Source organism: Bacillus sp. FSL W8-0920 (assembly GCF_038593215.1).
Lineage (GTDB): Bacteria > Bacillota > Bacilli > Bacillales > Bacillaceae > Bacillus > Bacillus pumilus.
On sequence record NZ_CP151974.1, the window covers coordinates 2,729,662 to 2,750,538 of the forward strand.

The window sequence follows — 20,877 nt, forward strand, 5'->3', positions numbered from 1 at the left end:
AACTCTTGCCGATCGGCTTCGTCTATCAAAATGTCATCTCAGAAGGATGTGAACTGATTCATGAAGAAAAAACAAAACCAATTTGCCCTTCTCGCACTAGCTATTAGTGCTTTTGCTATAGGAACCACTGAGTTTATTAGTGTCGGTCTTTTGCCGATGATTTCAGAGGACTTTGGAGTGAGCGTCAGCCAGGCGGGCTGGACCGTCTCTTTATATGCACTTGGTGTGACATTCGGCGCCCCTATTTTGACTTCTCTGACTTCAGCGATGAAAAGAAAAACATTGCTTTTGCTCATTATGCTCGTCTTTTTGATTGGAAATACACTCGCCACGATGGCTCCGACCTTTTCAGTGCTATTAATCGGCCGGGTCATTTCAGCCTTATCCCATGGAATCTTTATGTCCATCGGCTCTACGATCGCTGCAAGCCTTGTAGTGAAAGAAAAACGGGCAAGCGCGATTGCCTTTATGTTCACTGGTTTAACAGTAGCGACTGTGACGGGCGTGCCATTCGGGACATTTCTTGGTCATGAGCTCGGCTGGCGGACATCATTCGGTGTGATTGTCATTATTGGTCTGATCGCACTAATATCTAACTATTTTCTTGTTCCATCTCAATTAAAGCAAGGCGTGAAAACATCATTTAAGGATCAAGCTGTTTTATTAAAAACAAAAAGAATCTTGCTTCTATTTGTCATTACAGCAACAGGATACGGAGGAACCTTTGTCGTCTTTACGTATTTATCCCCTCTCTTACAGCATGTGACAGGTCTTGCGCCTGGGGCGGTGGCATTGATCCTGCTTTTATACGGGATCACGATCGCAGCTGGAAATGTCATTGGCGGAAAGGCTGCAAATGAGAAGCCAATGAAAGCACTCATTTACATGTTTATCATCCAAAGCATCATTTTGTTTATCCTTAGCTTGACTGCTGGATTTACGGTGCTAGGCATCGCAACCGTCATGCTGATGGGACTGTTTGCTTTCATGAATGTCCCAGGGCTTCAAGTAGCTGTCGTTGATTTTGCAGAAAGATACACACCAGGAGCAGTCGACGTCGCTTCCGCTATGAATATCGCTGCCTTTAATGCTGGTATCGCCATCGGCTCATTTTTAGGCGGCATCGTGACAGATACTCTTGGGCTTGTGCATACAGGCTGGGTCGGTGGTATCATGGTCCTCATCGCTGCGATTCTCACGATGATTAGTTTTCGAATCGAACAACAAGAACAAAATCAAACCATCTAAGGAGTGTTCAATATGAATCATTTACAAAGTACAAAAACATTAAACAATGGAGTCCACATGCCAGGATTTGGTCTCGGTGTATTCAAGGTTGAAGATGGTGCAGAATTAATAGACGCCGTCAAAACAGCCATTCAAATAGGCTATCGCAGTATTGATACAGCGGCTATTTATGGCAATGAGGAAGGGGTTGGACGAGGCATACAACTTGGTCTTGCAGAAACAGGACTGCGCCGCGAAGACCTCTTTGTGACATCAAAAGTGTGGAATGCCGATTTAGGATATGAATCCACTCTAAAAGCATATGAGGAAAGTTTGAAAAAACTTCAGCTTGACTATTTGGATCTATATTTAATCCATTGGCCGGTTGAGGGCAAATATAAAGACGCTTGGCGTGCGCTGGAAACCTTGTATCGTGAAGGAAAGGTGAGAGCAATCGGTGTGAGCAACTTCCAGCCGCATCATCTAGACGAACTATTAAAAGATGCAGACATCATACCAGCCATCAATCAAGTCGAGTTTCACCCAAAACTAACGCAGGAAGCACTCTATACGTATTTGAACACACATGGCATTCAAATGGAAGCTTGGTCACCGCTCATGCAGGGGGAACTGCTTCATCATCCGGTGATCAAAAAACTCTCGGACACATACGGCAAAACACCTGCTCAAATTATTTTGCGCTGGGATGTGCAAAAAGGCGTCATCACCATTCCAAAATCAACGAAAGCGCATCGTTTAAAAGAAAATGCAGATATATTTGATTTTGCTTTATCTGATGAGGATATGAAACGCCTGTCTGATTTAAATGAAAACAAACGGATCGGTCCAGACCCAGACAACTTTGACTTTTAATAGAAACACCCCCGCTCTTTAACTAGGCGGGGGTGTTGATGTTGATTATTTTGATTTTTTAAAGGAAGCTTCATATTCTTCTATGATTTTATTGCCACCATTTGATTTCCACTTCTCTACATCTTTCTTAAATTGATCTTCACTGATGTCTCCAAGAATGAACTTATAGGTCGCATCATCGATGATTTTTTTCAATTCATTTCCTCGTTCTGAGGCTGTTTCTGAATACAGGCTTTCAGCAGGGTTGGCGACGATGATCTTTTGATTGTCTTCTTCCAGCTCTTCATATTTTGTACGAACCGCATCCCCTTTATTTTTCAAGTAGCGTTTATCAATGCCTACTAGACTGACAAGCGGCTGTACATCTGTCTGCCAGCTTTTCACTTGGCTTTCTTCCCTGACAAATGTATTCCCTTCTTCTTTCTTATAATGCTCACCATCTATACCGTACGTCATGAGACCATAGACATCTTCTTCTGCAATGCGATCAAAGAAGGCCAAAATTCGCTTTAATTCTGCCTCTGATTTCACGCTTGTTTTAGGGAATGCGAAGATGCCATTATGACCACCTGATGCCCACACCCGTTCTTTGCCATCTGGACCTTTGATTCGGTTCAAGATATCGACTTTCATGTTTTTATCTGTCGCGTCATCTCTCAAGTTCACAGCATCTACCATATTTCCAACATAGATTCCTGCTTTTCCTTGTGAGAATAATTCCTGCTGCTGTGTTTTGCTTGTCACAGGGAAGTCTTTGTTGATATAGCCATTATCACGCAGTTTCTTCATGTACTTCATCGTATTCATGTACTCATCTGTCATAAAGTCTGGCGTGAATTTGCCGTTATCTTCTTTCCAGTCTGTTGGCATTCCCTCATATGAACCCAGCGTTTTAAATGCCCCATAAATCAAATCGTTCCGATCCGTAAAGCCAATTGTATCCGCTTTTCCGTTTTGATTCGGATCTTTTTCAGTAAAGGCTTTCGCTACCTCATAAAGATCATCCAACGTTTTTGGTGTATCCAAATTTAAATTTTCAAGCCAATCCTTTCGAATGACAATTCCTTGTCTTGAAAGTGGTCTCTCTCTATAAATACCATAAAGCTTACCGTCTATAGAGGCGTTTTTATTGATCAGTTCGTTCATCTTACTTAAATTTGGATAATCCTTCAAATACGGACCGACTTCCCAGAACATACCTGATCTGAATGCATTAATAGCAGATGAATTCTTAATGTCTTGAATCGTCACAATCTGCGGCAGATTCCCAGCTGCAAGGGCAGAATTTAACCGATCTTCCTTCACAGCATCAGGCACCCACGTAATATCAAGTTCTGTATTTGTAAGCTTCTCAATCTCTTTTAAAACCGAATCTTTCGGCGGCTGCTGATGATACAAAATCGCCATCCATGTCAGCTTCACTTTTTTGTCTAAATCAACCTTTTCATTCGATGAACTTCCTTTGCTTGAACATGCGGATAAAATACCGCTTGCTGCAAATAACAGAACAAACGCAATCAACCATAATTTCTTTCTCCCCATAAGATCCCTCCGTTGTTCCTTCTTTTTAACCTTTTACAGAACCTAGTAATGCCCCTTTGTTGAAATGCTTTTGAATAAATGGATAGACAAGCAGAACGGGAATGGTGGCTACCACAATGACAGCCATTTTAATCGTTTGGTCTGGCGGTGGTGTGGATGATCCCATATCCGACATATCTCCCTGCATTCCGCTCGAAACAATGACAATCTGCCTTAGAAGTACTTGAATCGGCCATTTCACTGAATCATTTAAATACAGGATGGCGGTCATGTACGTATTCCAATACGTCACGGCATAAAAAAGTGAAATGGTCGCAATAGCTGGCAAAGAAAGTGGCAGCACAATTTTAAAGAAAATCCCTAAATCGTTACAGCCATCCATCTTCGCTGATTCCTCAAGGCTTGCGGGAATGTTTTGAAAGAAGTTTTTCAAGATGATCAAATTGAACGCATTGATCGCAACCGGTAGAATCAGTGACCAATAGGTATCAAGTAGACCAAGAGTTTTCACAACAATAAACGTCGGAATCATACCCCCGCTAAATAGCATCGTGAAGACAACGAGAAACATCAATGTTCTCCGGCCTTTTAACTCCTGACGAGACAGCCCATATGCCATGAGTGAGGACAAAAACATGCTGACAGCTGTTCCAACGAGTGTCACAAGAATGGACACGATAAGGCTGCGGTACACAATATCCGTAGAGAAAATATACCGATAGGCCTCTAAAGAAAACGTGGTCGGGAACAAGATAAACTTCTTCGTGATGACCTCTTCTACTGTAGCAAAAGAGGCAGCAATGACATGGATGAACGGAAGCACACATATTAATGCGAACATGAGTAGAAAAGAGTAATTAAATAAGTTGAACAATCGGTCTTTAATAGAACGATCTATGTTCATCACACCCTTTCTTTGAAAGCGTTATCATTTTATCCGAAAATGAGCTGCAGCCTGTGACGATATCGTGATTAAAATGTAACAAACGGGGGAAGAAAGCGTCTATAATCATCTTGACAGACCAACTGGATCGATCCTGTCAGTCGTGCTTTTATGCTCATGAAACAAAAGAATAAGATCATCAGCTAATGACATGATTATGCCCTATGCCTGATCGTTTTCTTCAAGGATTTCCGTCGTATTCACATCGGGTCTATAGCCTAACTCCTGCTTCGTGTTTTCCGTAGACCAAGGCTTTTCTTCGTTTTCTGATACGGCATAATATGTCCCAAAGGGAACGGTCGTTTCAATCGCTGCCTTTATCATCCGTGCTAGATCCTCGTGTGAAAGAAGTGTTCGTTTCGTCCGTTCTTTCTCGTGTAATGCCTCCATCTCATCTGTCACAACCGTTCCAATCCGTAAATTGATAACAGACATTCCCGTTTGATCGTGGAACAAACGGCCTAGCTGTTCAGAAGCAAATTTTAAAATGCCATAGACATTTTGAGTCGCAGGTACATCGTTTGTTGTAATATGTCTCCCTAGTAAGGAGCGTCCATCTTTTTCATAACGATCGGTCACGTGATTGCTGCTTGCAAAAATGACTTTTCGTATGCCGAGACTTGCAGCTGATCGAAACATAGAATAAGAGCTCCTCCAAAAAATATCATTCATTTTTTCAAACTCCTCATGATTCATCACATCATGCGTCATCTCCATGTTTAAAAGGTGTATGATGACATCTGTATCTCGCGGAATCGCCTCATATAATTCCTGTTCATTCGTTGCATCTGCTAAAATGTCTCCTTTTACACAGCCCGTTTGATCAATAATGGTGATCTCATACTCAGAAGAGAGCGTTTTTGTTAAAATACGGCCGATCACACCGCACCCGCCAATGATCGTGATCTTCTTCATGTGTCTCCTCCTTTCTAATGACGTAGTATGTCCAAGCCTTTATAGATTACAGCCATTTTTTTAAGAATCGAGTGGCCTCGTGACGCATAGCGGCTGTTTCAAAATGACCTGCATGAAGACCAACAAGCTGATACCGTTCTTTCAATGAAGCCGCTTGATAAGTTTGGCTCAATCCCTTTTGAATGCGAGCGACGCCTTCAGCAGGCGTGAGTGGATCAAGTTTTCCAACTAAGCTTAAATGCGGCCTTGGAAAAATCATTTCCTGAATATCAGCTGCCGTAAAGTGCTTTGCTAAGCTTGGTACATAGTAATAAAAGCCATGCCTGTCTAAATTGTTCGTTTCAATTAATGTGTGGTGATCGACCTGTGCGCAAAGATCAATACACACACTGACCCTCTCATCAAGCGCAGCCGTCCACCAGGAAAGAAGCCCGCCCATTGACATTCCAAAAATAGCTAACCGGTCCGGCAGCACATCAGGTCGAGACAGCACATAATCAATTGCACACATGCTTTCATACAGCATCATGCCCCACATCACTTTCCCTGTTAAAAGCATTTCCTTAAAAATTTCACTTTCGGTTCTTCCTCTTCTCTCACCAAATCCTGCATGATCAATAGCCAGAACACTATAGCCTTTTGAGGTGAACTCTTTCGCATATGAAGGCGCTTGCAAATAATGAGCACCCTTGATGAGCTCTTCCTTCCCATCGACGTAGTTCCCGCCATGAGAGTGCTGAAACAGCACAACTGGTCTTTTTTTCACCGTATCCTTCGGCTTCACAAAATAAGCGGGCACTTCCTCTACACCATGGATTGAAAGAATGAGTGTTTCGATAACGTACGATTCACGATCCTCGACCTTTAACGTATATGCCTCCACGCGATGGCGTTCTGGCATTTCTCCTAACAGACTGAGCAGTTGTTCACGTTTGCTTTCCTTTTCCATTGACGTCACTCCTCCTTTTGTTGATCATCTGTTAACATACGAGATCGATCGTGCAATCACCTTGTTTTCGACAAAATTATGTCCCGGGAAATAAAGAACACCCACCGGTTCATACCGATGGGTGTCATCATTAATTCGCAACAATATTGACAAGCTTCCCAGGAACCGCAATCACTTTGCGAATGGTTTTCCCTTCAAGCTGTTCTTTTACACGTGCATCATTTTTTGCAAGCTCTTCTAACTGTTCTTTAGTTGCATCAGCAGGAACAGTTAATTTTGCTTTCACTTTCCCATTCAATTGTACGACAATTTCTACTTCATCGTCGACAAGCTTTGACTCGTCATATTGCGGCCATGCTTCATAAGAGATAGACCCTTCATGACCAAGTTTATTCCAAAGCTCTTCCGCTACATGCGGTGCAATTGGAGAAAGTAGTTTCACAAAGCCTTCAGCATATTCTTTCGGTAGTGTATCAGCCTTGTAGGCATCATTGATAAACACCATTAATTGTGAGATCCCTGTATTGAAGCGCAGGCCTTCATAATGGTCTGTTACCTTCATCACGGTTTCATGATAGCTGCGTTCTAATGCGCCTCCAGTTTGCTCTGTTATTTTATCACTGATTGTGCCATCTTCGTTTGTGAATAGACGCCATACACGATCAAGGAAGCGGCGAGCACCATCAAGTCCTGTTTCAGACCAAGCGATTGATGCATCTAAAGGTCCCATGAACATTTCATAAAGGCGCAATGTATCCGCACCATGAGATTCTACGATATCATCTGGATTGACAACATTTCCTTTTGATTTACTCATTTTTTCATTATTTTCCCCAAGAATCATTCCTTGGTTGAACAATTTCATGAAAGGTTCTTTTGTCGGAACAACGCCGATATCATACAAGAACTTATGCCAGAAGCGCGCATATAGAAGATGAAGTACAGCATGTTCTGCTCCGCCAATATATACATCAACAGGAAGCCATTTCTTCAGCTTTTCAGGAGATGCAAGCTCTTCTGAGTTATGCGGGTCAATATAACGTAAGAAATACCAGCAGCTGCCTGCCCATTGCGGCATTGTATTGGTTTCACGGCGTCCTTTTTTACCTGTGACAGGATCGACAACCTCAACCCAATCTTTAATATTGGCTAAAGGTGATTCACCTGTGCCACTTGGCTTGATCTCAGTCGTTTTAGGCAAAATGAGTGGAAGCTCTTCCTCTGAAACAGCTGAAGACGTTCCGTCCTCCCAATGAATAATTGGAATTGGCTCACCCCAATAACGCTGGCGGCTAAATAGCCAGTCTCTTAAACGGTAAGTGACTTTCTTTTCGCCTTTTTGATGTTCTTCCAGCCATGCAATGACTTTTTCAATCGCTTCTTCTTTTCCTAATCCATCGAGGAAATCAGAGTTAATGTGTTTTCCATCGCCTGTGTAAGCTTCTTTTTCAATGTCTCCGCCTTCGACAACTTCCTTGATTGGAAGATCAAATGTTTTGGCGAATTCATAGTCACGCTCATCATGGGCAGGTACCGCCATAATCGCACCTGTTCCATAAGTAGCCAGCACGTAATCTGCAATCCAGATCGGCATCTTTTCACCATTTAATGGATTGATGGCATAAGCGCCTGTGAAAATACCCGTCTTCGTTTTTGCAAGATCTGTCCGCTCTAAGTCGCTCTTAGATTGAATTTCTTTCATATATGCTTCGACTGCTTCTTTTTGAGCAGCTGTTGTCATTTTTTCAACAAGTGCATGTTCTGGTGCAAGTACCGCATAGGTTGCCCCAAACAATGTATCAGGACGCGTTGTGAAAACAGTAAACTGTTCATCATGTCCTTCTACTTCGAAATGAACATGTGCACCTTCTGAACGTCCGATCCAGTTACGCTGCATATCTTTAATGCTTTCAGGCCAATCAATGTCTTCTAAATCTTCTAACAGCCTGTCCGCATATGCCGTAATCTTTAGCATCCATTGCTTCATCGGACGTCTTTCAACCGGATGCCCTCCGCGTTCACTTTTTCCATCAATGACTTCTTCGTTTGCAAGGACTGTGCCAAGCGCTGGGCACCAGTTCACTGGTACTTCATCGATATACGCCAATCCCTTTTCGTACAATTTCAAGAAAATCCATTGTGTCCATTTATAATAATTTGGATCAGTCGTGTTGATTTCTCGATCCCAATCATATGAGAACCCTAGTGATTGAATTTGGCGGCGGAAGTTATTGATGTTCTCTTCTGTAAAGACCGCCGGATCATTCCCTGTATCTAGCGCATACTGTTCTGCTGGAAGACCAAATGCGTCCCATCCCATTGGATGAAGAACATCATATCCCTGCATACGTTTCATGCGTGATAAAATATCCGTTGCTGTGTAGCCCTCAGGGTGGCCGACATGAAGTCCTGCTCCTGATGGATATGGAAACATATCAAGTGCATAGAACTTTGGTTTATCTTCCGAGTCAGATGTGGCGAATGTTTTATGTGTCAGCCAATAATCCTGCCACTTCTTTTCAATTTCCCGATGCTGAAAACTCAATGTGAAAACCTCCTTTAATATGTACGGCTGTATCTGCTCAGATGACCACTGCGAGAATTCAGATTTTTCTAAAATCAACAAAAAACCCTCATCCCTGGAAAGGGACGAGAGATTTTTTGGTTCCCGCGGTACCACCCTTGTTAGCGTAACTTTCTGTTTGTACGCTCACTTAATATCTTTAACGCAGACATGCGACAGAAGCTTTAACGCAACTGCAACTCTGAGGCGAGTTCAGAAGCAGATTTGATTGACTTTCACCAGCCGTCAATTCTCTAAAGACAAATACTGCTTTCCTACTACTCCTCTTCACTGTTCTTATCGTAACCGTCATCTAAGTAGTATTTTATAGAATTATGATCATAAGTGCAAGCAGGTTTGTATACAATGGGAATGTACCCTAGATCAGGGTAAAGTAGAGGATATTATTCGTGTGGAGATCGGTTATGACGGTTGGAGTCTGCATTCTGTGAATGCTGTTCTCTTACAAAATCAAAGCTTCGCAGAACTGCTTCTCCTCCGTAACCTGAAATAATTGATAAGATGACCAAGTGCAGACTAGAATCGGGATTTGAGGATAAGACAAGCAGTGTAGCGGCAATCATCCCAACGAGCCAATCTTCAATAAACCCTAAATAAATAAACTTTTTTGTCATTCTGGGCTTCTCTAGCCTGCCTTTTTTCTTTACGTGACCGAGAATGCCCATGACCCCTCCAATGGCGCAAGCAATAATGACTTGTTGCAGCATTTTCATCACCTTCCTAAAGCCCTTAGAATAGTAAAGCGACTTCAGGCTGTCCAGCCCCCTGTAATGCCATTCTGCTGTTCCGTCATAATCCATGTAAAAGGTCTATTCTCTCTAACGAAGAAAAAAAGCTTGTTTCTTCCATTATATGTGAATGACCCAAAACAATCTTGATGCATTGGAATCATTTTTACCTAATCCATATTGACTATTTTTGTCATTTTATGAATTATGAGCAATTGATTCCTTCTTTTTCTAAAGAAAAGTCTCCTTACTTACTATATTCTAATGGAGGACAAACTATGATGACAAATTTAACAAAGCCATTGCAATCGTTGAAACAGAACATATGTTATGTTACGTTAGTAAGGAATACCTTTGGTTGAAAAGACAACCATTTGATATGTCTGATAGTAGCAACAAAGGAGGGTAATATGGTCAGCTCGAACATCTTCGGCTTACAAAAACAGCTTGAACTCATAAAAAAAGCGCTAGATCATGCGCGGATCGGTGTTGTCATTACAGACCCTTCTTTAGAGGATAACCCTATCGTTTATGTGAATCATGGCTTTACACACATGACTGGATACAAACCAGATGAGATTCTTGGGCGTAATTGTCGATTCCTTCAAGGGAAAGACACAGATCAAAAGCAGCTTGATTTAATACGTCATGGAATACAGAATAAAACACCTATTACCACACAGCTAAAAAATTATAAAAAAGACGGTACTTTTTTTTGGAATGAACTCAATATAGATCCTCTATACATTGAACAAGATGATAAAACATTTTTCATTGGCTTTCAAAAGGATATTACGAAACAGAAAGAATATGAACAGCTCCTAGAAGATTCCTTACAGGAAGTCACCTCTCTTTCGACGCCAATCGTCCCAATCAAAAATGGTGTATCTGCTCTGCCACTCATTGGAAAACTATCTGAAGAACGCTTTGATGCCATTGTCGCGAAGTTAACTTGTATATTAGATGATTCAAAGGATGATTATTTAATTGTCGATCTTTCTGGTTTAATCGATGTCGATGATTCCGTTGCAGCACGCATTTTCAAGCTGCATCGTCTTCTTAATCTAACCGGAACCGAACTGATCATCACAGGGATCAAACCTCAGCTTGCAATGAAAATGAAAGACTTGGATACAGATTTTCAGGATACAATCACTTATTTGACGGTTAAGGAAGCAATCAAAGGATTACCATTAGCTGAAAACCCTGTGTAAAACAGGGTTTTTTTAGTTGAAACGCCCCCTAAAAATGGAAAAATGAGGTATGATAGGTGTAATAAAGGATGTAGGGGGGCTACTAGATGATGATGTTACTCTTCATAGGTCTTTTATGTGTTTGTTTTGCCATAGGATATGCCGTCAATTTCTTATTACTCAAACACCAGAATGCGCAGATCTTTTCAAAGAAACTATTTTATCCTTTCTTGATCTTGGGTCTCATCTTTTCCATTATGTCATTACCGTTTGCTGCCACAGATGCACCGAAGGCACAAGCAGATCCATCTTCAGAACAGCTGTTAAAGGATCAAAAGCAGCTCACATCTGACATAACGCGCTTAAAAGCTGATAAAGAGGAGCTTACCGCTTCTTTAGAGGACGCAACAAAGGATAAAGAAAAACTAGCGAAAAAGCTAGAAACCATCACCTCAGAAAAAGAAACAATCAAAAAGCAAGAAAAGACCATTCAAGCGCTTGAAGAGAAAATAGACAAGCTTGCCTCAAGCAACGAAACACTCAAAAAAGAGAACAAGAAAAGCAGCAGCGATACGGAGTCTTCTACCGTTCAGCGGTCCGCTCCTAAAGATGAAGGAAAAAGCACAGGCGGTCATGAGTCACAGAAGGAAACAAAAAAAGAATCTGCAGCCTGTAACATCAAAGGAAGTGTCAACGGTATTTATCACACACCGAGCAGCAGATACTACTCTAGAACAAAGAATGTAACCAAGCTATTCTGCTCTGTAGAAGAGGCAGAGCGTGCAGGGTACCGGGCACCTAAGCAATAGCTATACGAAAAAAGAACCTCCTGTCAGCCCAATTGGGTGCCTTAGGAGGTTCTTTTTTTAGATTTCTCTTCTTAATGCTGCTAATACATTCGTTTTTGTTGCTTTACGTGCTGGGTTAAGCCCTGAAAGGATTGCTACCCCTGCGCTAATCACTGTTGCTGTAATTACAAGGCTGAGCGGAATATAGGAGAAGGTGATCGAGAATTGATCGCTTGACCCTCCCTCTGACATGGACGACAAAATGGCTGGAATGATTAAATTGACGGCGAAACTAATGATATATGAGATGATAATACCGATGATCGACCCAATCACCCCAATGTAAGCACTTTCCATGAGGAACATTCGCTTGATAATCGATGGATTCGCGCCAATGGCTTTCATAATCCCAATTTCTTGTGTCCGCTCTGTTACTGCCATTGTCATCGTATTAAAAATACCAATTGCAGAAATAATGACCGCAATACATCCAACAAAAATAAGTCCAATTTTGAAGACTGTAAAGAACATATCCATTCCTTCGAGCTGATTCGTCACAGAGATGACTTGATAGCCCTCATCTGTCAGCTTATTCGTGAGTGCACCGACATTGTCGAATTTATCTGCATAAACAGAGGTCTTTTTCTCGACATTTCCTGCTTCAGGAGATAGATCGAGTACTTGACCAAATTCCTTTTCATACGCATTCGGAATAAAAATTTTATGATCCTCTTGCCACTCCAGATTCGGCTTTTTCAAAACACCTACTACACGGAAATCAAATGTTTTTTCTTTGACGACTTCATTTTCTTCGTTGAGTTTTGGTACCTTGACTTGAATCACTTTATTTAAAATATCTTTCGTGTAGCCCTTAGGCTCTTTTGGTGTTTCTTCACCATTTGATGTCTGATTTAATTTTTTTTCATAGGCTTGGCGTTCTTTTTTTGTCCACAGTTGTTCAGCCATATGATACCCGACCACAATTTCGTTCGCTGATGTTGGGACTTTTCCTCGGTCTAGCTCAAGCCCTGCTTCTTTTTCTTCTTTCATATCGGTTAGAGCAGCCTGCGTTTCACCTGAGCGATCATCGAGCTCGACGTTTACCAATGGAATGAGCGCCGTTCTTGAGACGACAGATTTCACATGATCATATTTCTTTAAATCATCTGTCTTGACGTCACCTTTTTCCTTGCCTAACACTTTCACTTCTGTGATGATTTGCTGTTTCATGATTTCATCTTGCGCCGATTTTTGCAGACCAAAACCGACAGATGCTAAAACGATTAAGAAAGAGCATGCCATTGTCGTCGCAAGAATGGTCATAAACACACGCAATCTATTTTTCTTCATGTTTCTTCTAATAAATTTGACCTGATCTCTAAATTTCAATGGATTGTTCCCCTTTCTTTAATACACCATCATGAAGCTGGAACGTTGTATCTGCGATTGAAGCGACTTCATCGTCATGTGTAATAATGACAAACGTGATTCCTTTTTCACGATTAAGCTGCTGGATAAAGGCTAAGATTTCTCCTTCGGTTTCTGAATCTAGACTGCCTGTTGGTTCATCCGCTAAAATAATAGATGGATTTAAAATCAAGGCTCTTGCAATACTCACACGCTGCTGCTGCCCGCCTGACAACTCATTTGGGTAATGCCCTGCATGATGTTCTAAACCTACTCGTTTCAGCATTTCTTCTACTTTCGCCTTTCGTTCAGACGGCTTCACACCTTTTAAAGTGAGCGGAAGTTCAACATTTTCATACGTCGTTAAGCTCCCGATCAATTGAAAGCTTTGAAAGATAAAACCAAAGTGATCTAAGCGGAAGTCCGCCCATTCTTTTTCATTAAACCCAGTCACATCGGTACCATCAATGACAATTTGTCCGCTCGTTGGCGTAATATATCCTGAAATTAAGTTCAATAGGGTAGATTTCCCCGAACCACTTCGCCCCACTATACAAGCAATATCGCCTCTTTTGATGGATAGGTCAATCCCTTTCAGCACAGGAATCTCATTCTCTCTGCCCTTTTTACCAATTGTAAACACATGATCTAACGCTTGAACTTGAATCATCTCTACTCCCCTACTCTCTGTTTATCTTTTTCGATATATTAAGAAATAACTTGTTAGTGCACCTACAACGCCGCCTATGATCATGCCGACAAAATAACCTAATAACGAATCGGAAGAGAAGCCAACCCAGCCAAAACCTAAAACACCGAACACGATGACCATAATTTGAATTGGCCAATCCATCGCTGAAAAGAGGAAGAACCTCCCATTTCGTTCGGTTGGATGTTTGGTAAAGCTAAACAAACCAACTAGGTAAAATATGACCATCATGACAAGTGGAATGATGAATTCTTCACCATTGAACCAACGCTGATAATCCTGTTGAAAATAGTCATTTGTAATATAAGTAATTGGAGATAGAGGCGATATCAAATAATTGAAGCTCGTATCTATCCAATTCTCAGTTGGTCTAATGATAAAATCTAAATGAACGATCGGAAGTCCAATCATCAAAAATGGTAGAATGGATGTACTGAATCCAACGATTGTTTGAGATATGGCACTTCCTGTTAATGTACCTGCTGCTAAAAATAAACTATAGACCATCAAGGCTGACAACAGTGCATAAAAATAACGACTGTTGAACTCAGGTGTCTCTATTGGATGAAGACCTAATTTAAGTAAATAAATGATAAGGTATGAGACAACATGAACGCTTGCAATGATTCCAGCCCCTAAAAAAAACTTGGAATGAAAGATGGCACTTCTGCTAAATGGCAAGGATAATGTAAAGTCTATTTGCCCTTTATTTCTCTCAAATCCTAGCTGAATCACAGCAAAAAATATTCCCATTATCCATGAAAGTGAGAGAAATGCATCTTGGTTAAACATATAAGTGAATGTTGCTGTATCACTTATACAAGATGGACTTTTCAAACAATCTTGAAAAGTTGAGTAACCCATAAAGAGAGATAATGGCGTCGCAAACACCGCAACCAGCATCACTAAAATAAATGTCAGCTCTGATTGCTTCCATTCCTTATATAATAATTGCCGCTTTACCATCTCCGTTTCCCTCCAAACTTTGCAATGAATACTTCTTCTAAATTCACAGGCAGTTCATGCCATACTTTTGGCTGCAGCGACTTCAAGTACTCTTTGGCCTCTACATCGGTTTTAAGAATAAGTGCTGTATAAAAAATGCCCGCTTGATCTAATATAGCAACGCCATTTTTTCGTATACTCAAGTTCATATCTTCTTCAAAAGCCATCTGGATTTTGACATAATCATTCTTTAATTCATCTAGATCCATGACACTTGTGAGTTGATTTCCTTCTAAAAACCCGATTCGGTTGCACATACGCTCAATATCCTCTAATCGGTGCGATGTGATGAGAATCGACGTTTCACGTTCCGCTACCTCGTCGATCATGAGCTGAAGAACATCATTTCTTGTGACGGCATCAATACCATCTGTTGGTTCATCTAACAGAATCACGGCTGGCTTGATCGCAAAGCTTAAAATTAATGAGAGCTGTTTTTTTAACCCTGTCGATAGTTCACGATATTTCACTTTTTCCGGAATTTCATAGCGATTCACAAGCTCATTGGCATATGTCACGTCAAACTTCGGGTAAATATGCTTTAACAGCTGGACAAGCTGCCCGTAATTGTATCTGTCAAAGTAGGGATTGACGACTGGCATATACACAATATTTTGCTTTACTAACGGGTGGTCTTTCACAAGCACGTCTTTAAAATAAATCTCTCCTTCATCTGGAAGAAGAATTTGCTGAATCAAGCGGAGAAGTGTTGTTTTACCAGAGCCATTCCTGCCAAGCAAACCAAAGATCTCACCTTCGCCTATTTTGAAGGAAACGTTACTGAGTACTTCACGTCCATTTAATGTCTTCGATACATTTCTAACCTCAATCAACTTTATTTCCTCCCTCGAGACTTGAGCCAATCTCTTCTATCCATTCCTTCAGTTGTTGAATATCAATACCGGCATAATGAGCTTCTATAATGAGTTGTCTTAATTGCTCCTTCATCTCCAATACCTTCCCTTCATTCAGCTTTAACCGAGCCTCTTCTGTTACATACGTACCGCGCCCTCTTAGTGTTTCAATAATCCCTTCCCGCTCAAGCTCCTTATATGCTTTACTGACGGTGTTCGGATTGGCGATGATAATAGTGGCGAGCTCTCTGACAGAGGGCAGTTTGTCACCAGGTTTCATTACACCTTTTAGACATAAAATTTTGAGTTGCTCAATGATTTGTTCATATATTGGCGCAGCGCTTCGTGGATCTATTTGAATCATGATGGCTCCCTCTTTCCTCATTCATGCTTTTGCAGTCCTATTGCATGTTCATGCCCTTGCATTAAAGGGATTGAATTAAGTATCAAATCTTTTTGAACTTCAAAACCAATGAAAACGAGAACGAAAAAAAATGTACATGCTAACACAACAGCCAGCACCATCCACTTCAAATTGATTGGTTTTTTTTCTTTTTTCATGGTTAAACACCTTTCTTCACTTTTTAAGTGTCTTTAGTGTATTAGTTGATATAGTACACTTAATACAATATAGACACTTAAATAAAAAGTCAATAGCCTTTCAAAAAATAAAAAACAGACCCTTTAAAAAAGGATCTGTTCATCATTCGTTGTCGTAAGAAATGCCTAAAATCATTTGATTTTGCAAGCTTTGCATTTGAACACGTGCCCTGTCTAACCGCTCTCTTTGCTGGTCATTGGCGACATCTTTTAATTTTTCTAATTCGTTCACCGCATCTTCAAGCATAAGCTGTGCCTTAGAAAATCCGTCCTCATTATAATGCTCTTGGCGTAAGTTCAAATCAAATTGCTCATTTGCAAACTCAAGGGTTTCAGTACTTTTTTGGATAAATTCATCGATTGACTGCCTTGTTGCCATCTTGCATTCCCTCCATTTCATCATTGCTCCCGCCTATTTTGCCCACGTAAAGCTTTTTCACTAAAGAAAATGTTGGACAGATTCAATTGTCCTCCTTCATGATTTTTGTTAAACTTTAAGGATGCCTATTATTACGCAAGGAGGTTACTGACTTGGATCAGCATAACCCTTTTTTATATTCAAACAGCGAAAAACGCTATCACACATGGAACTATCATTTGCGAGAGCACTTTGGTCATAAAGTTTTTAAAGTGGCCTTAGACGGCGGCTTTGACTGCCCAAACCGTGATGGTACTGTAGCCCATGGAGGCTGTACATTTTGCAGTGCCGCAGGATCTGGTGATTTTGCAGGAAACCGTGCGGATGATCTCATCACTCAATTTAACGAAATCAAAGACCGGATGCATACTAAATGGAAAGACGGAAAATATATGGCGTATTTTCAGGCGTATACAAACACACACGCCCCGCTTCCTGTTTTAAAGGAAAAATTTGAAACCGTGATGAATTTGGATGGTGTGGTTGGCTTATCTATTGCGACAAGACCTGACTGCCTGCCAGATGACGTGGTGGAGTATTTAGCTGAATTAAATGAGCGTACTTATCTCTGGGTAGAGCTTGGTCTTCAAACGGTTCATGAACGGACAGCGATGCTCATTAACCGTGCCCATGATTATGAATGCTACGTAGAAGGTGTAGAAAAACTGCGAAAACACGGCATTCGTGTCTGCTCGCATATCATCAACGGCTTGCCTCTTGAAAACCGGGACATGATGATGGAGACAGCAAAAGCTGTTGCTGATTTAGATGTGCAAGGAATTAAAATTCATTTGCTTCACCTTTTAAAAGGAACCCCAATGGTCAAGCAATATGAAAAAGGCAAATTGGAGTTTCTAAGCCAGGAAGAATATGTCCAGCTTGTTTGTGATCAGCTGGAGATCCTGCCGCCAGAAATGATTATTCATCGTATTACAGGCGACGGCCCGATTGAATTAATGGTTGGTCCAATGTGGAGTGTAAACAAATGGGAAGTATTAAATGCCATTAATGCTGAGCTTGAAAGACGTAACAGCTACCAAGGCAAACGTTTCGTCAGATTGGAAGAAGCAGCAAAATGATCTTGAAACGCATGCTCCCTTTTAGTAAAGAGCTGTTAGAACGGGCTTGTCAAAAAGGCGACATCGTCATTGATGCAACGATGGGAAATGGCCACGATACACTCTATTTAGCTGATCTTGTCGGTCATGATGGACAAGTTTTCGCATTCGACGTACAAGAAGAAGCCATACAGCAGACGCGTAAAAGGCTTGGCGAGGGATATCCATATGTTCATCTCATTCACGATGGTCATGAAAAACTGGCTCAACACTTGCCAAGAGATGTTTATGGACATATCTCTGGCGCGGTGTTTAACCTTGGGTACTTGCCAGGAGGCGATAAAGCCGTCACTACTCAGGCCGAAACAACCATTAAAGCCATTGAGCAGCTCCTCGACTGGCTTAAACCCGGAGGTCTGATCGTCCTTGTGATTTATCATGGACACCCCGAAGGGAAAAAAGAAAAAGAAGTACTTCTCGACTATTGCAGATCACTTCCTCATGAAGAGGTACAAGTTTTATCATATCAATACATGAATATTCAAAACGACCCGCCTTTTGTGGTCGCCATTGAAAAAAAGCTAAAGCTCAAATCCTAATGGATTTGAGCTTTTTTATGAGGATTTCATCCAAGGCATTTTCTGATAGGTCCGGTAGGCTCTTCCGTTGATATAGAAAAAGAACGATGTTTTCCCGCTTGATTTGATCAGCCGTTTTGCCAGCTTATTCATCTCTTTTTGGGCTGTTACTTTTTCATCGGACAAATAGACTGCCAATAATCCTCTGTTAATTAATTTGTGAAAGTTTTCGTGCGGAATGCCTTTCAGCTGCTCATCCGCTTTTTCAATAAAATGCTGAAGTCTATCCATCATCTCATGATGAGAAGCATAGTAGGAGCAAAAGTTCAGATCTCCTCCAAGCCGGTCTTCTTCTTGGTCAATTAAATAATCAAGTAAAATGTGCAGACCTTGAATATAAGGGAAATAGCTTTCGTATATTTGCTTCGCCTGCTTTTCTGTAAAGTCCGACTGCAACGCATACGCCACAAGACAGAAAATCCCTAACGTTGATCCTGCACAAGCTGAAAATTCATACCATTCCATCTTAGGCAAATCCTTTTCATATTGGCGGAACCACGATTCTAGCCGCGGAACCCGCTCATGAGGAACGACGTGTTTATGTACTTGCAAATCACTGTAGTAATCGCACAGCGTGTGTAAATATGGCTGAATGATCGGATAATGCTTAAGACGCGACAGCACGTCTTGGCATGTGCGGACAAGCGAGTGTAAATATCCATGATCTTCTTGATCATCACGGAATTGGTAGTATGGCTTGAGCTCAGCATGAATATCAAGCGCATCTCTCATCGCTTGATGCAGCATATGAAAATCTTTTGGATCAAGCGACGTACTGCGGTCACACAGGTTATCTAAGTAATCACTGATGGTTTGATACGCCACAATGAATTCAATACACGTTTCTTTCGCCTCACCTGCTAGAAGAGATAAGATACCTCCACCTTCGCAGTGGAAGGTTTTACTCGATATGCTCGCTAACGCCTGCGTACGCAGTTCTTCATTTTCAATCATTTCTGCATGAGCCCGCCACTTTTTTAGCTCCTGATGAACAAGCGGAAAAATATCTTTATACACCTTTGTCATCAGTGCAAAAGGACGCTCTGGTACTGACAAATCAATCCACCCCTAACTTAAAGCTCACCATCAAATATATTGATCTGTAAAGGCTCTTGCTGCCTTAAACACATCTTCTCTTTCCGGTTCATTAAAAATTTCGTGATACAGTTCTTCCCATTCACGATATGATTTATTGGTTGATTCAATGCCATTGAACCATTTGATCACCCTCGTTTTATCGACGATCTTATCATCGCCCGCCTGCATTAAAAGGAGCGGAATCGATTTAAATACATTCGTAGGCTGCATGGCTGCATCAATATTTTTGATCAGCTCTCGGTACCAGCGAACCGACACCTTTGTTACGTAAAGGGAATCATTTGAGTCTGCTTCAATCACAGCCTGATTTCGTGTGGCTAGTTCAATCGACAGCCCTGACTCGACTTTAAAGGACGGTGCGAGCACATTTAGACCTTTTGATGCAAAATCCATTAGCTTCTTCGGTTTAAATTGCAGACCTAAACAAGGTGATGATAAAATAAGGCCATCAATCTTCGTATGGGTATACTGCTTGACCCACTCAATTGAAATGAGTCCGCCCATACTGTGTCCAAGTAAAAAAGTAGGAAGCCTGAATGATTTCGCATGTTCGATCCATTCATCTACTGTATCAATGTATTCTTGAAACGAACGAATGTGGCCGCGCGCACGTGTCGACGTCCCTTGCCCAGGCAGGTCACCCATGACGACGTGATAGCCGGCATTTCGCCACATTTCGATCAGCCATTTATATCGGCCGTGATATTCACTCGCACCATGTACTATCACAATTGTACCAACTGGTCTTTCAGCATGCCAAGTCCACAAAGTAAACACCTCACAAATGTTGTATTAAGAAAGGAAGTCGAAAAAGTGATTTATCCATATCAGCAGTTTACACCTGAGATTCATGAATCGGTCTTTGTCGCAGATAACGCCACCATTACAGGAGATGTCACGATTGGAGAATATTCGAGCGTGTGGTTCCAAACCGTCATCAGAGGCGATGTCGCTCCTGTGAGAATTGGAAAAAACGTCAATATTCAAGATTTATCCTGTCTGCATCAAAGTCCTGGAAAAACACTTCTAATAGAAGATGGTGCTACCATTGGACACCAAGTCACATTACATAGCTCAATCATTCGAAAAAATGCCCTCATTGGTATGGGGTCTATCATTCTCGATGGTGCAGAAATTGGCGAAGGTGCCTTTATCGGTGCAGGTAGTCTTGTCCCTCAAGGAAAGATCATTCCAAAAGGATCACTCGCTTTCGGCCGTCCAGCCAAGGTCGTCCGGCAGTTAACAGATGAAGATATCCAAGACATGGACAGAATCCGTAGAGAATATGTAGAAAAAGGACAATACTATCGTTCCCTTATACCCCGTTAACATCATACGCGTTATCTTC

General features: G+C 41.4%; 22 protein-coding genes and 1 other annotated feature. Of the genes, 7 read left to right on the forward strand and 15 right to left on the reverse strand.

The window, feature by feature from the left end:
* Positions 1 to 60: 60 nt before the first annotated feature.
* A complete protein-coding gene (locus NSS78_RS13795) occupies positions 61 to 1,248 on the forward strand; it encodes an MFS transporter (protein ID WP_137055381.1) in 1,188 nt (395 codons plus the stop codon).
* A 12-nt stretch (positions 1,249 to 1,260) separates the two neighbouring features.
* Positions 1,261 to 2,100, forward strand: coding sequence for an aldo/keto reductase (locus NSS78_RS13800; protein ID WP_212046423.1), 840 nt, complete (start codon positions 1,261 to 1,263; stop codon positions 2,098 to 2,100).
* 45 nt (positions 2,101 to 2,145) lie between these two features.
* Here the strand turns inward: NSS78_RS13800 and NSS78_RS13805 are convergent, their stop codons facing one another.
* The 6 genes from NSS78_RS13805 to NSS78_RS13830 form a co-directional block, all read right to left on the reverse strand.
* Complete coding sequence (locus NSS78_RS13805) at positions 2,146 to 3,642, reverse strand: extracellular solute-binding protein (protein ID WP_050943527.1); 1,497 nt, start codon at positions 3,640 to 3,642, stop codon at positions 2,146 to 2,148.
* Positions 3,643 to 3,667: 25 nt separating this feature from the next.
* Entirely contained in the window at positions 3,668 to 4,528 is an 861-nt protein-coding gene (locus NSS78_RS13810; RefSeq protein WP_095117953.1) for a carbohydrate ABC transporter permease, read from the reverse strand.
* 219 nt (positions 4,529 to 4,747) lie between these two features.
* Positions 4,748 to 5,500: an NAD(P)-dependent oxidoreductase gene (locus NSS78_RS13815; RefSeq protein ID WP_050943526.1), complete on the reverse strand. Its 753-nt coding sequence runs from the start codon at positions 5,498 to 5,500 to the stop codon at positions 4,748 to 4,750.
* A 46-nt stretch (positions 5,501 to 5,546) separates the two neighbouring features.
* The gene (locus NSS78_RS13820) at positions 5,547 to 6,449 is read right to left on the reverse strand and encodes a dienelactone hydrolase family protein (protein WP_050943525.1); all 903 of its coding nucleotides are present in this window, start codon (positions 6,447 to 6,449) and stop codon (positions 5,547 to 5,549) included.
* A 130-nt stretch (positions 6,450 to 6,579) separates the two neighbouring features.
* A complete protein-coding gene (gene leuS, locus NSS78_RS13825; protein ID WP_050943523.1) occupies positions 6,580 to 8,994 on the reverse strand; it encodes a leucine--tRNA ligase in 2,415 nt (804 codons plus the stop codon).
* Positions 8,995 to 9,091: 97 nt separating this feature from the next.
* Positions 9,092 to 9,313 (reverse strand) — a binding site (T-box leader).
* A gap of 103 nt (positions 9,314 to 9,416) precedes the next feature.
* On the reverse strand, positions 9,417 to 9,746 hold the full coding sequence (locus NSS78_RS13830) for a DUF4257 domain-containing protein (protein ID WP_223250657.1): 330 nt from the start codon (positions 9,744 to 9,746) through the stop codon (positions 9,417 to 9,419).
* Positions 9,747 to 10,171: 425 nt separating this feature from the next.
* On the opposite strand from NSS78_RS13830, the gene NSS78_RS13835 reads away from it, so the two are divergent.
* Both NSS78_RS13835 and NSS78_RS13840 read left to right on the forward strand, forming a co-directional pair.
* Positions 10,172 to 10,975, forward strand: coding sequence for an STAS domain-containing protein (locus NSS78_RS13835; RefSeq protein ID WP_003217570.1), 804 nt, complete (start codon positions 10,172 to 10,174; stop codon positions 10,973 to 10,975).
* 86 nt (positions 10,976 to 11,061) lie between these two features.
* On the forward strand, positions 11,062 to 11,763 hold the full coding sequence (locus NSS78_RS13840; RefSeq protein WP_137055386.1) for a hypothetical protein: 702 nt from the start codon (positions 11,062 to 11,064) through the stop codon (positions 11,761 to 11,763).
* A gap of 57 nt (positions 11,764 to 11,820) precedes the next feature.
* Here NSS78_RS13840 and NSS78_RS13845 read toward each other — a convergent pair whose 3' ends face one another.
* The 7 genes from NSS78_RS13845 to NSS78_RS13875 all read right to left on the reverse strand — a co-directional run bounded on the left by NSS78_RS13845 (position 11,821) and on the right by NSS78_RS13875 (position 16,696).
* Entirely contained in the window at positions 11,821 to 13,131 is a 1,311-nt protein-coding gene (locus tag NSS78_RS13845) for an ABC transporter permease (protein ID WP_050943518.1), read from the reverse strand.
* Positions 13,121 to 13,819, reverse strand: coding sequence for an ABC transporter ATP-binding protein (locus NSS78_RS13850; protein WP_044142163.1), 699 nt, complete (start codon positions 13,817 to 13,819; stop codon positions 13,121 to 13,123). The genes NSS78_RS13845 and NSS78_RS13850 overlap by 11 nt, the downstream gene beginning before the upstream one ends.
* 21 nt (positions 13,820 to 13,840) lie before the next feature.
* Positions 13,841 to 14,824, reverse strand: a complete 984-nt coding sequence (locus tag NSS78_RS13855; protein WP_050943516.1) for an ABC transporter permease subunit — start codon at positions 14,822 to 14,824, stop codon at positions 13,841 to 13,843.
* Positions 14,818 to 15,696, reverse strand: coding sequence for an ABC transporter ATP-binding protein (locus tag NSS78_RS13860; RefSeq protein WP_050943515.1), 879 nt, complete (start codon positions 15,694 to 15,696; stop codon positions 14,818 to 14,820). The genes NSS78_RS13855 and NSS78_RS13860 overlap by 7 nt, the downstream gene beginning before the upstream one ends.
* The gene (locus tag NSS78_RS13865; RefSeq protein WP_003217551.1) at positions 15,689 to 16,081 is read right to left on the reverse strand and encodes a GntR family transcriptional regulator; all 393 of its coding nucleotides are present in this window, start codon (positions 16,079 to 16,081) and stop codon (positions 15,689 to 15,691) included. Before NSS78_RS13865 ends, NSS78_RS13860 begins: the two co-directional genes overlap by 8 nt.
* A 17-nt stretch (positions 16,082 to 16,098) precedes the next feature.
* Positions 16,099 to 16,278 (reverse strand): hypothetical protein, encoded by a 180-nt coding sequence (locus tag NSS78_RS13870; RefSeq protein ID WP_212046425.1) that lies wholly within the window; start codon positions 16,276 to 16,278, stop codon positions 16,099 to 16,101.
* Between the two features lie 142 nt (positions 16,279 to 16,420).
* The gene (locus NSS78_RS13875) at positions 16,421 to 16,696 is read right to left on the reverse strand and encodes a YtzC family protein (protein ID WP_342468147.1); all 276 of its coding nucleotides are present in this window, start codon (positions 16,694 to 16,696) and stop codon (positions 16,421 to 16,423) included.
* 152 nt (positions 16,697 to 16,848) lie between these two features.
* On the opposite strand from NSS78_RS13875, the gene NSS78_RS13880 reads away from it, so the two are divergent.
* Complete coding sequence (locus tag NSS78_RS13880; RefSeq protein WP_003217704.1) at positions 16,849 to 17,814, forward strand: TIGR01212 family radical SAM protein; 966 nt, start codon at positions 16,849 to 16,851, stop codon at positions 17,812 to 17,814.
* On the forward strand, positions 17,811 to 18,392 hold the full coding sequence (locus NSS78_RS13885; RefSeq protein ID WP_137055389.1) for a class I SAM-dependent methyltransferase: 582 nt from the start codon (positions 17,811 to 17,813) through the stop codon (positions 18,390 to 18,392). The genes NSS78_RS13880 and NSS78_RS13885 overlap by 4 nt, the downstream gene beginning before the upstream one ends.
* 15 nt (positions 18,393 to 18,407) lie before the next feature.
* On the opposite strand, the gene NSS78_RS13890 is transcribed toward NSS78_RS13885, so the two are convergent.
* Both NSS78_RS13890 and NSS78_RS13895 read right to left on the reverse strand, forming a co-directional pair.
* Complete coding sequence (locus NSS78_RS13890) at positions 18,408 to 19,487, reverse strand: tetraprenyl-beta-curcumene synthase family protein (protein ID WP_212046426.1); 1,080 nt, start codon at positions 19,485 to 19,487, stop codon at positions 18,408 to 18,410.
* Between the two features lie 30 nt (positions 19,488 to 19,517).
* A complete protein-coding gene (locus NSS78_RS13895; protein WP_003217757.1) occupies positions 19,518 to 20,297 on the reverse strand; it encodes an alpha/beta hydrolase in 780 nt (259 codons plus the stop codon).
* A gap of 45 nt (positions 20,298 to 20,342) precedes the next feature.
* On the opposite strand from NSS78_RS13895, the gene NSS78_RS13900 reads away from it, so the two are divergent.
* Positions 20,343 to 20,858, forward strand: a complete 516-nt coding sequence (locus NSS78_RS13900) for a gamma carbonic anhydrase family protein (protein WP_212046427.1) — start codon at positions 20,343 to 20,345, stop codon at positions 20,856 to 20,858.
* The last annotated feature ends 19 nt before the right edge of the window (positions 20,859 to 20,877 follow it).

Coding starts and splice junctions, on each gene's coding strand:
- NSS78_RS13805 (WP_050943527.1), bottom strand. CDS start 3,642: ATGGGGAGAAAGAAATTATGGTTGATTGCGTTTGTTCTGTTATTTGCA.
- NSS78_RS13850 (WP_044142163.1), bottom strand. CDS start 13,819: ATGATTCAAGTTCAAGCGTTAGATCATGTGTTTACAATTGGTAAAAAG.
- NSS78_RS13870 (WP_212046425.1), bottom strand. CDS start 16,278: ATGAAAAAAGAAAAAAAACCAATCAATTTGAAGTGGATGGTGCTGGCT.
- NSS78_RS13865 (WP_003217551.1), bottom strand. CDS start 16,081: ATGATTCAAATAGATCCACGAAGCGCTGCGCCAATATATGAACAAATC.
- NSS78_RS13820 (WP_050943525.1), bottom strand. CDS start 6,449: ATGGAAAAGGAAAGCAAACGTGAACAACTGCTCAGTCTGTTAGGAGAA.
- NSS78_RS13855 (WP_050943516.1), bottom strand. CDS start 14,824: ATGGTAAAGCGGCAATTATTATATAAGGAATGGAAGCAATCAGAGCTG.
- NSS78_RS13815 (WP_050943526.1), bottom strand. CDS start 5,500: ATGAAGAAGATCACGATCATTGGCGGGTGCGGTGTGATCGGCCGTATT.
- NSS78_RS13875 (WP_342468147.1), bottom strand. CDS start 16,696: ATGGCAACAAGGCAGTCAATCGATGAATTTATCCAAAAAAGTACTGAA.
- NSS78_RS13885 (WP_137055389.1), top strand. CDS start 17,811: ATGATCTTGAAACGCATGCTCCCTTTTAGTAAAGAGCTGTTAGAACGG.
- NSS78_RS13840 (WP_137055386.1), top strand. CDS start 11,062: ATGATGATGTTACTCTTCATAGGTCTTTTATGTGTTTGTTTTGCCATA.
- NSS78_RS13795 (WP_137055381.1), top strand. CDS start 61: ATGAAGAAAAAACAAAACCAATTTGCCCTTCTCGCACTAGCTATTAGT.
- NSS78_RS13800 (WP_212046423.1), top strand. CDS start 1,261: ATGAATCATTTACAAAGTACAAAAACATTAAACAATGGAGTCCACATG.
- NSS78_RS13830 (WP_223250657.1), bottom strand. CDS start 9,746: ATGAAAATGCTGCAACAAGTCATTATTGCTTGCGCCATTGGAGGGGTC.
- NSS78_RS13835 (WP_003217570.1), top strand. CDS start 10,172: ATGGTCAGCTCGAACATCTTCGGCTTACAAAAACAGCTTGAACTCATA.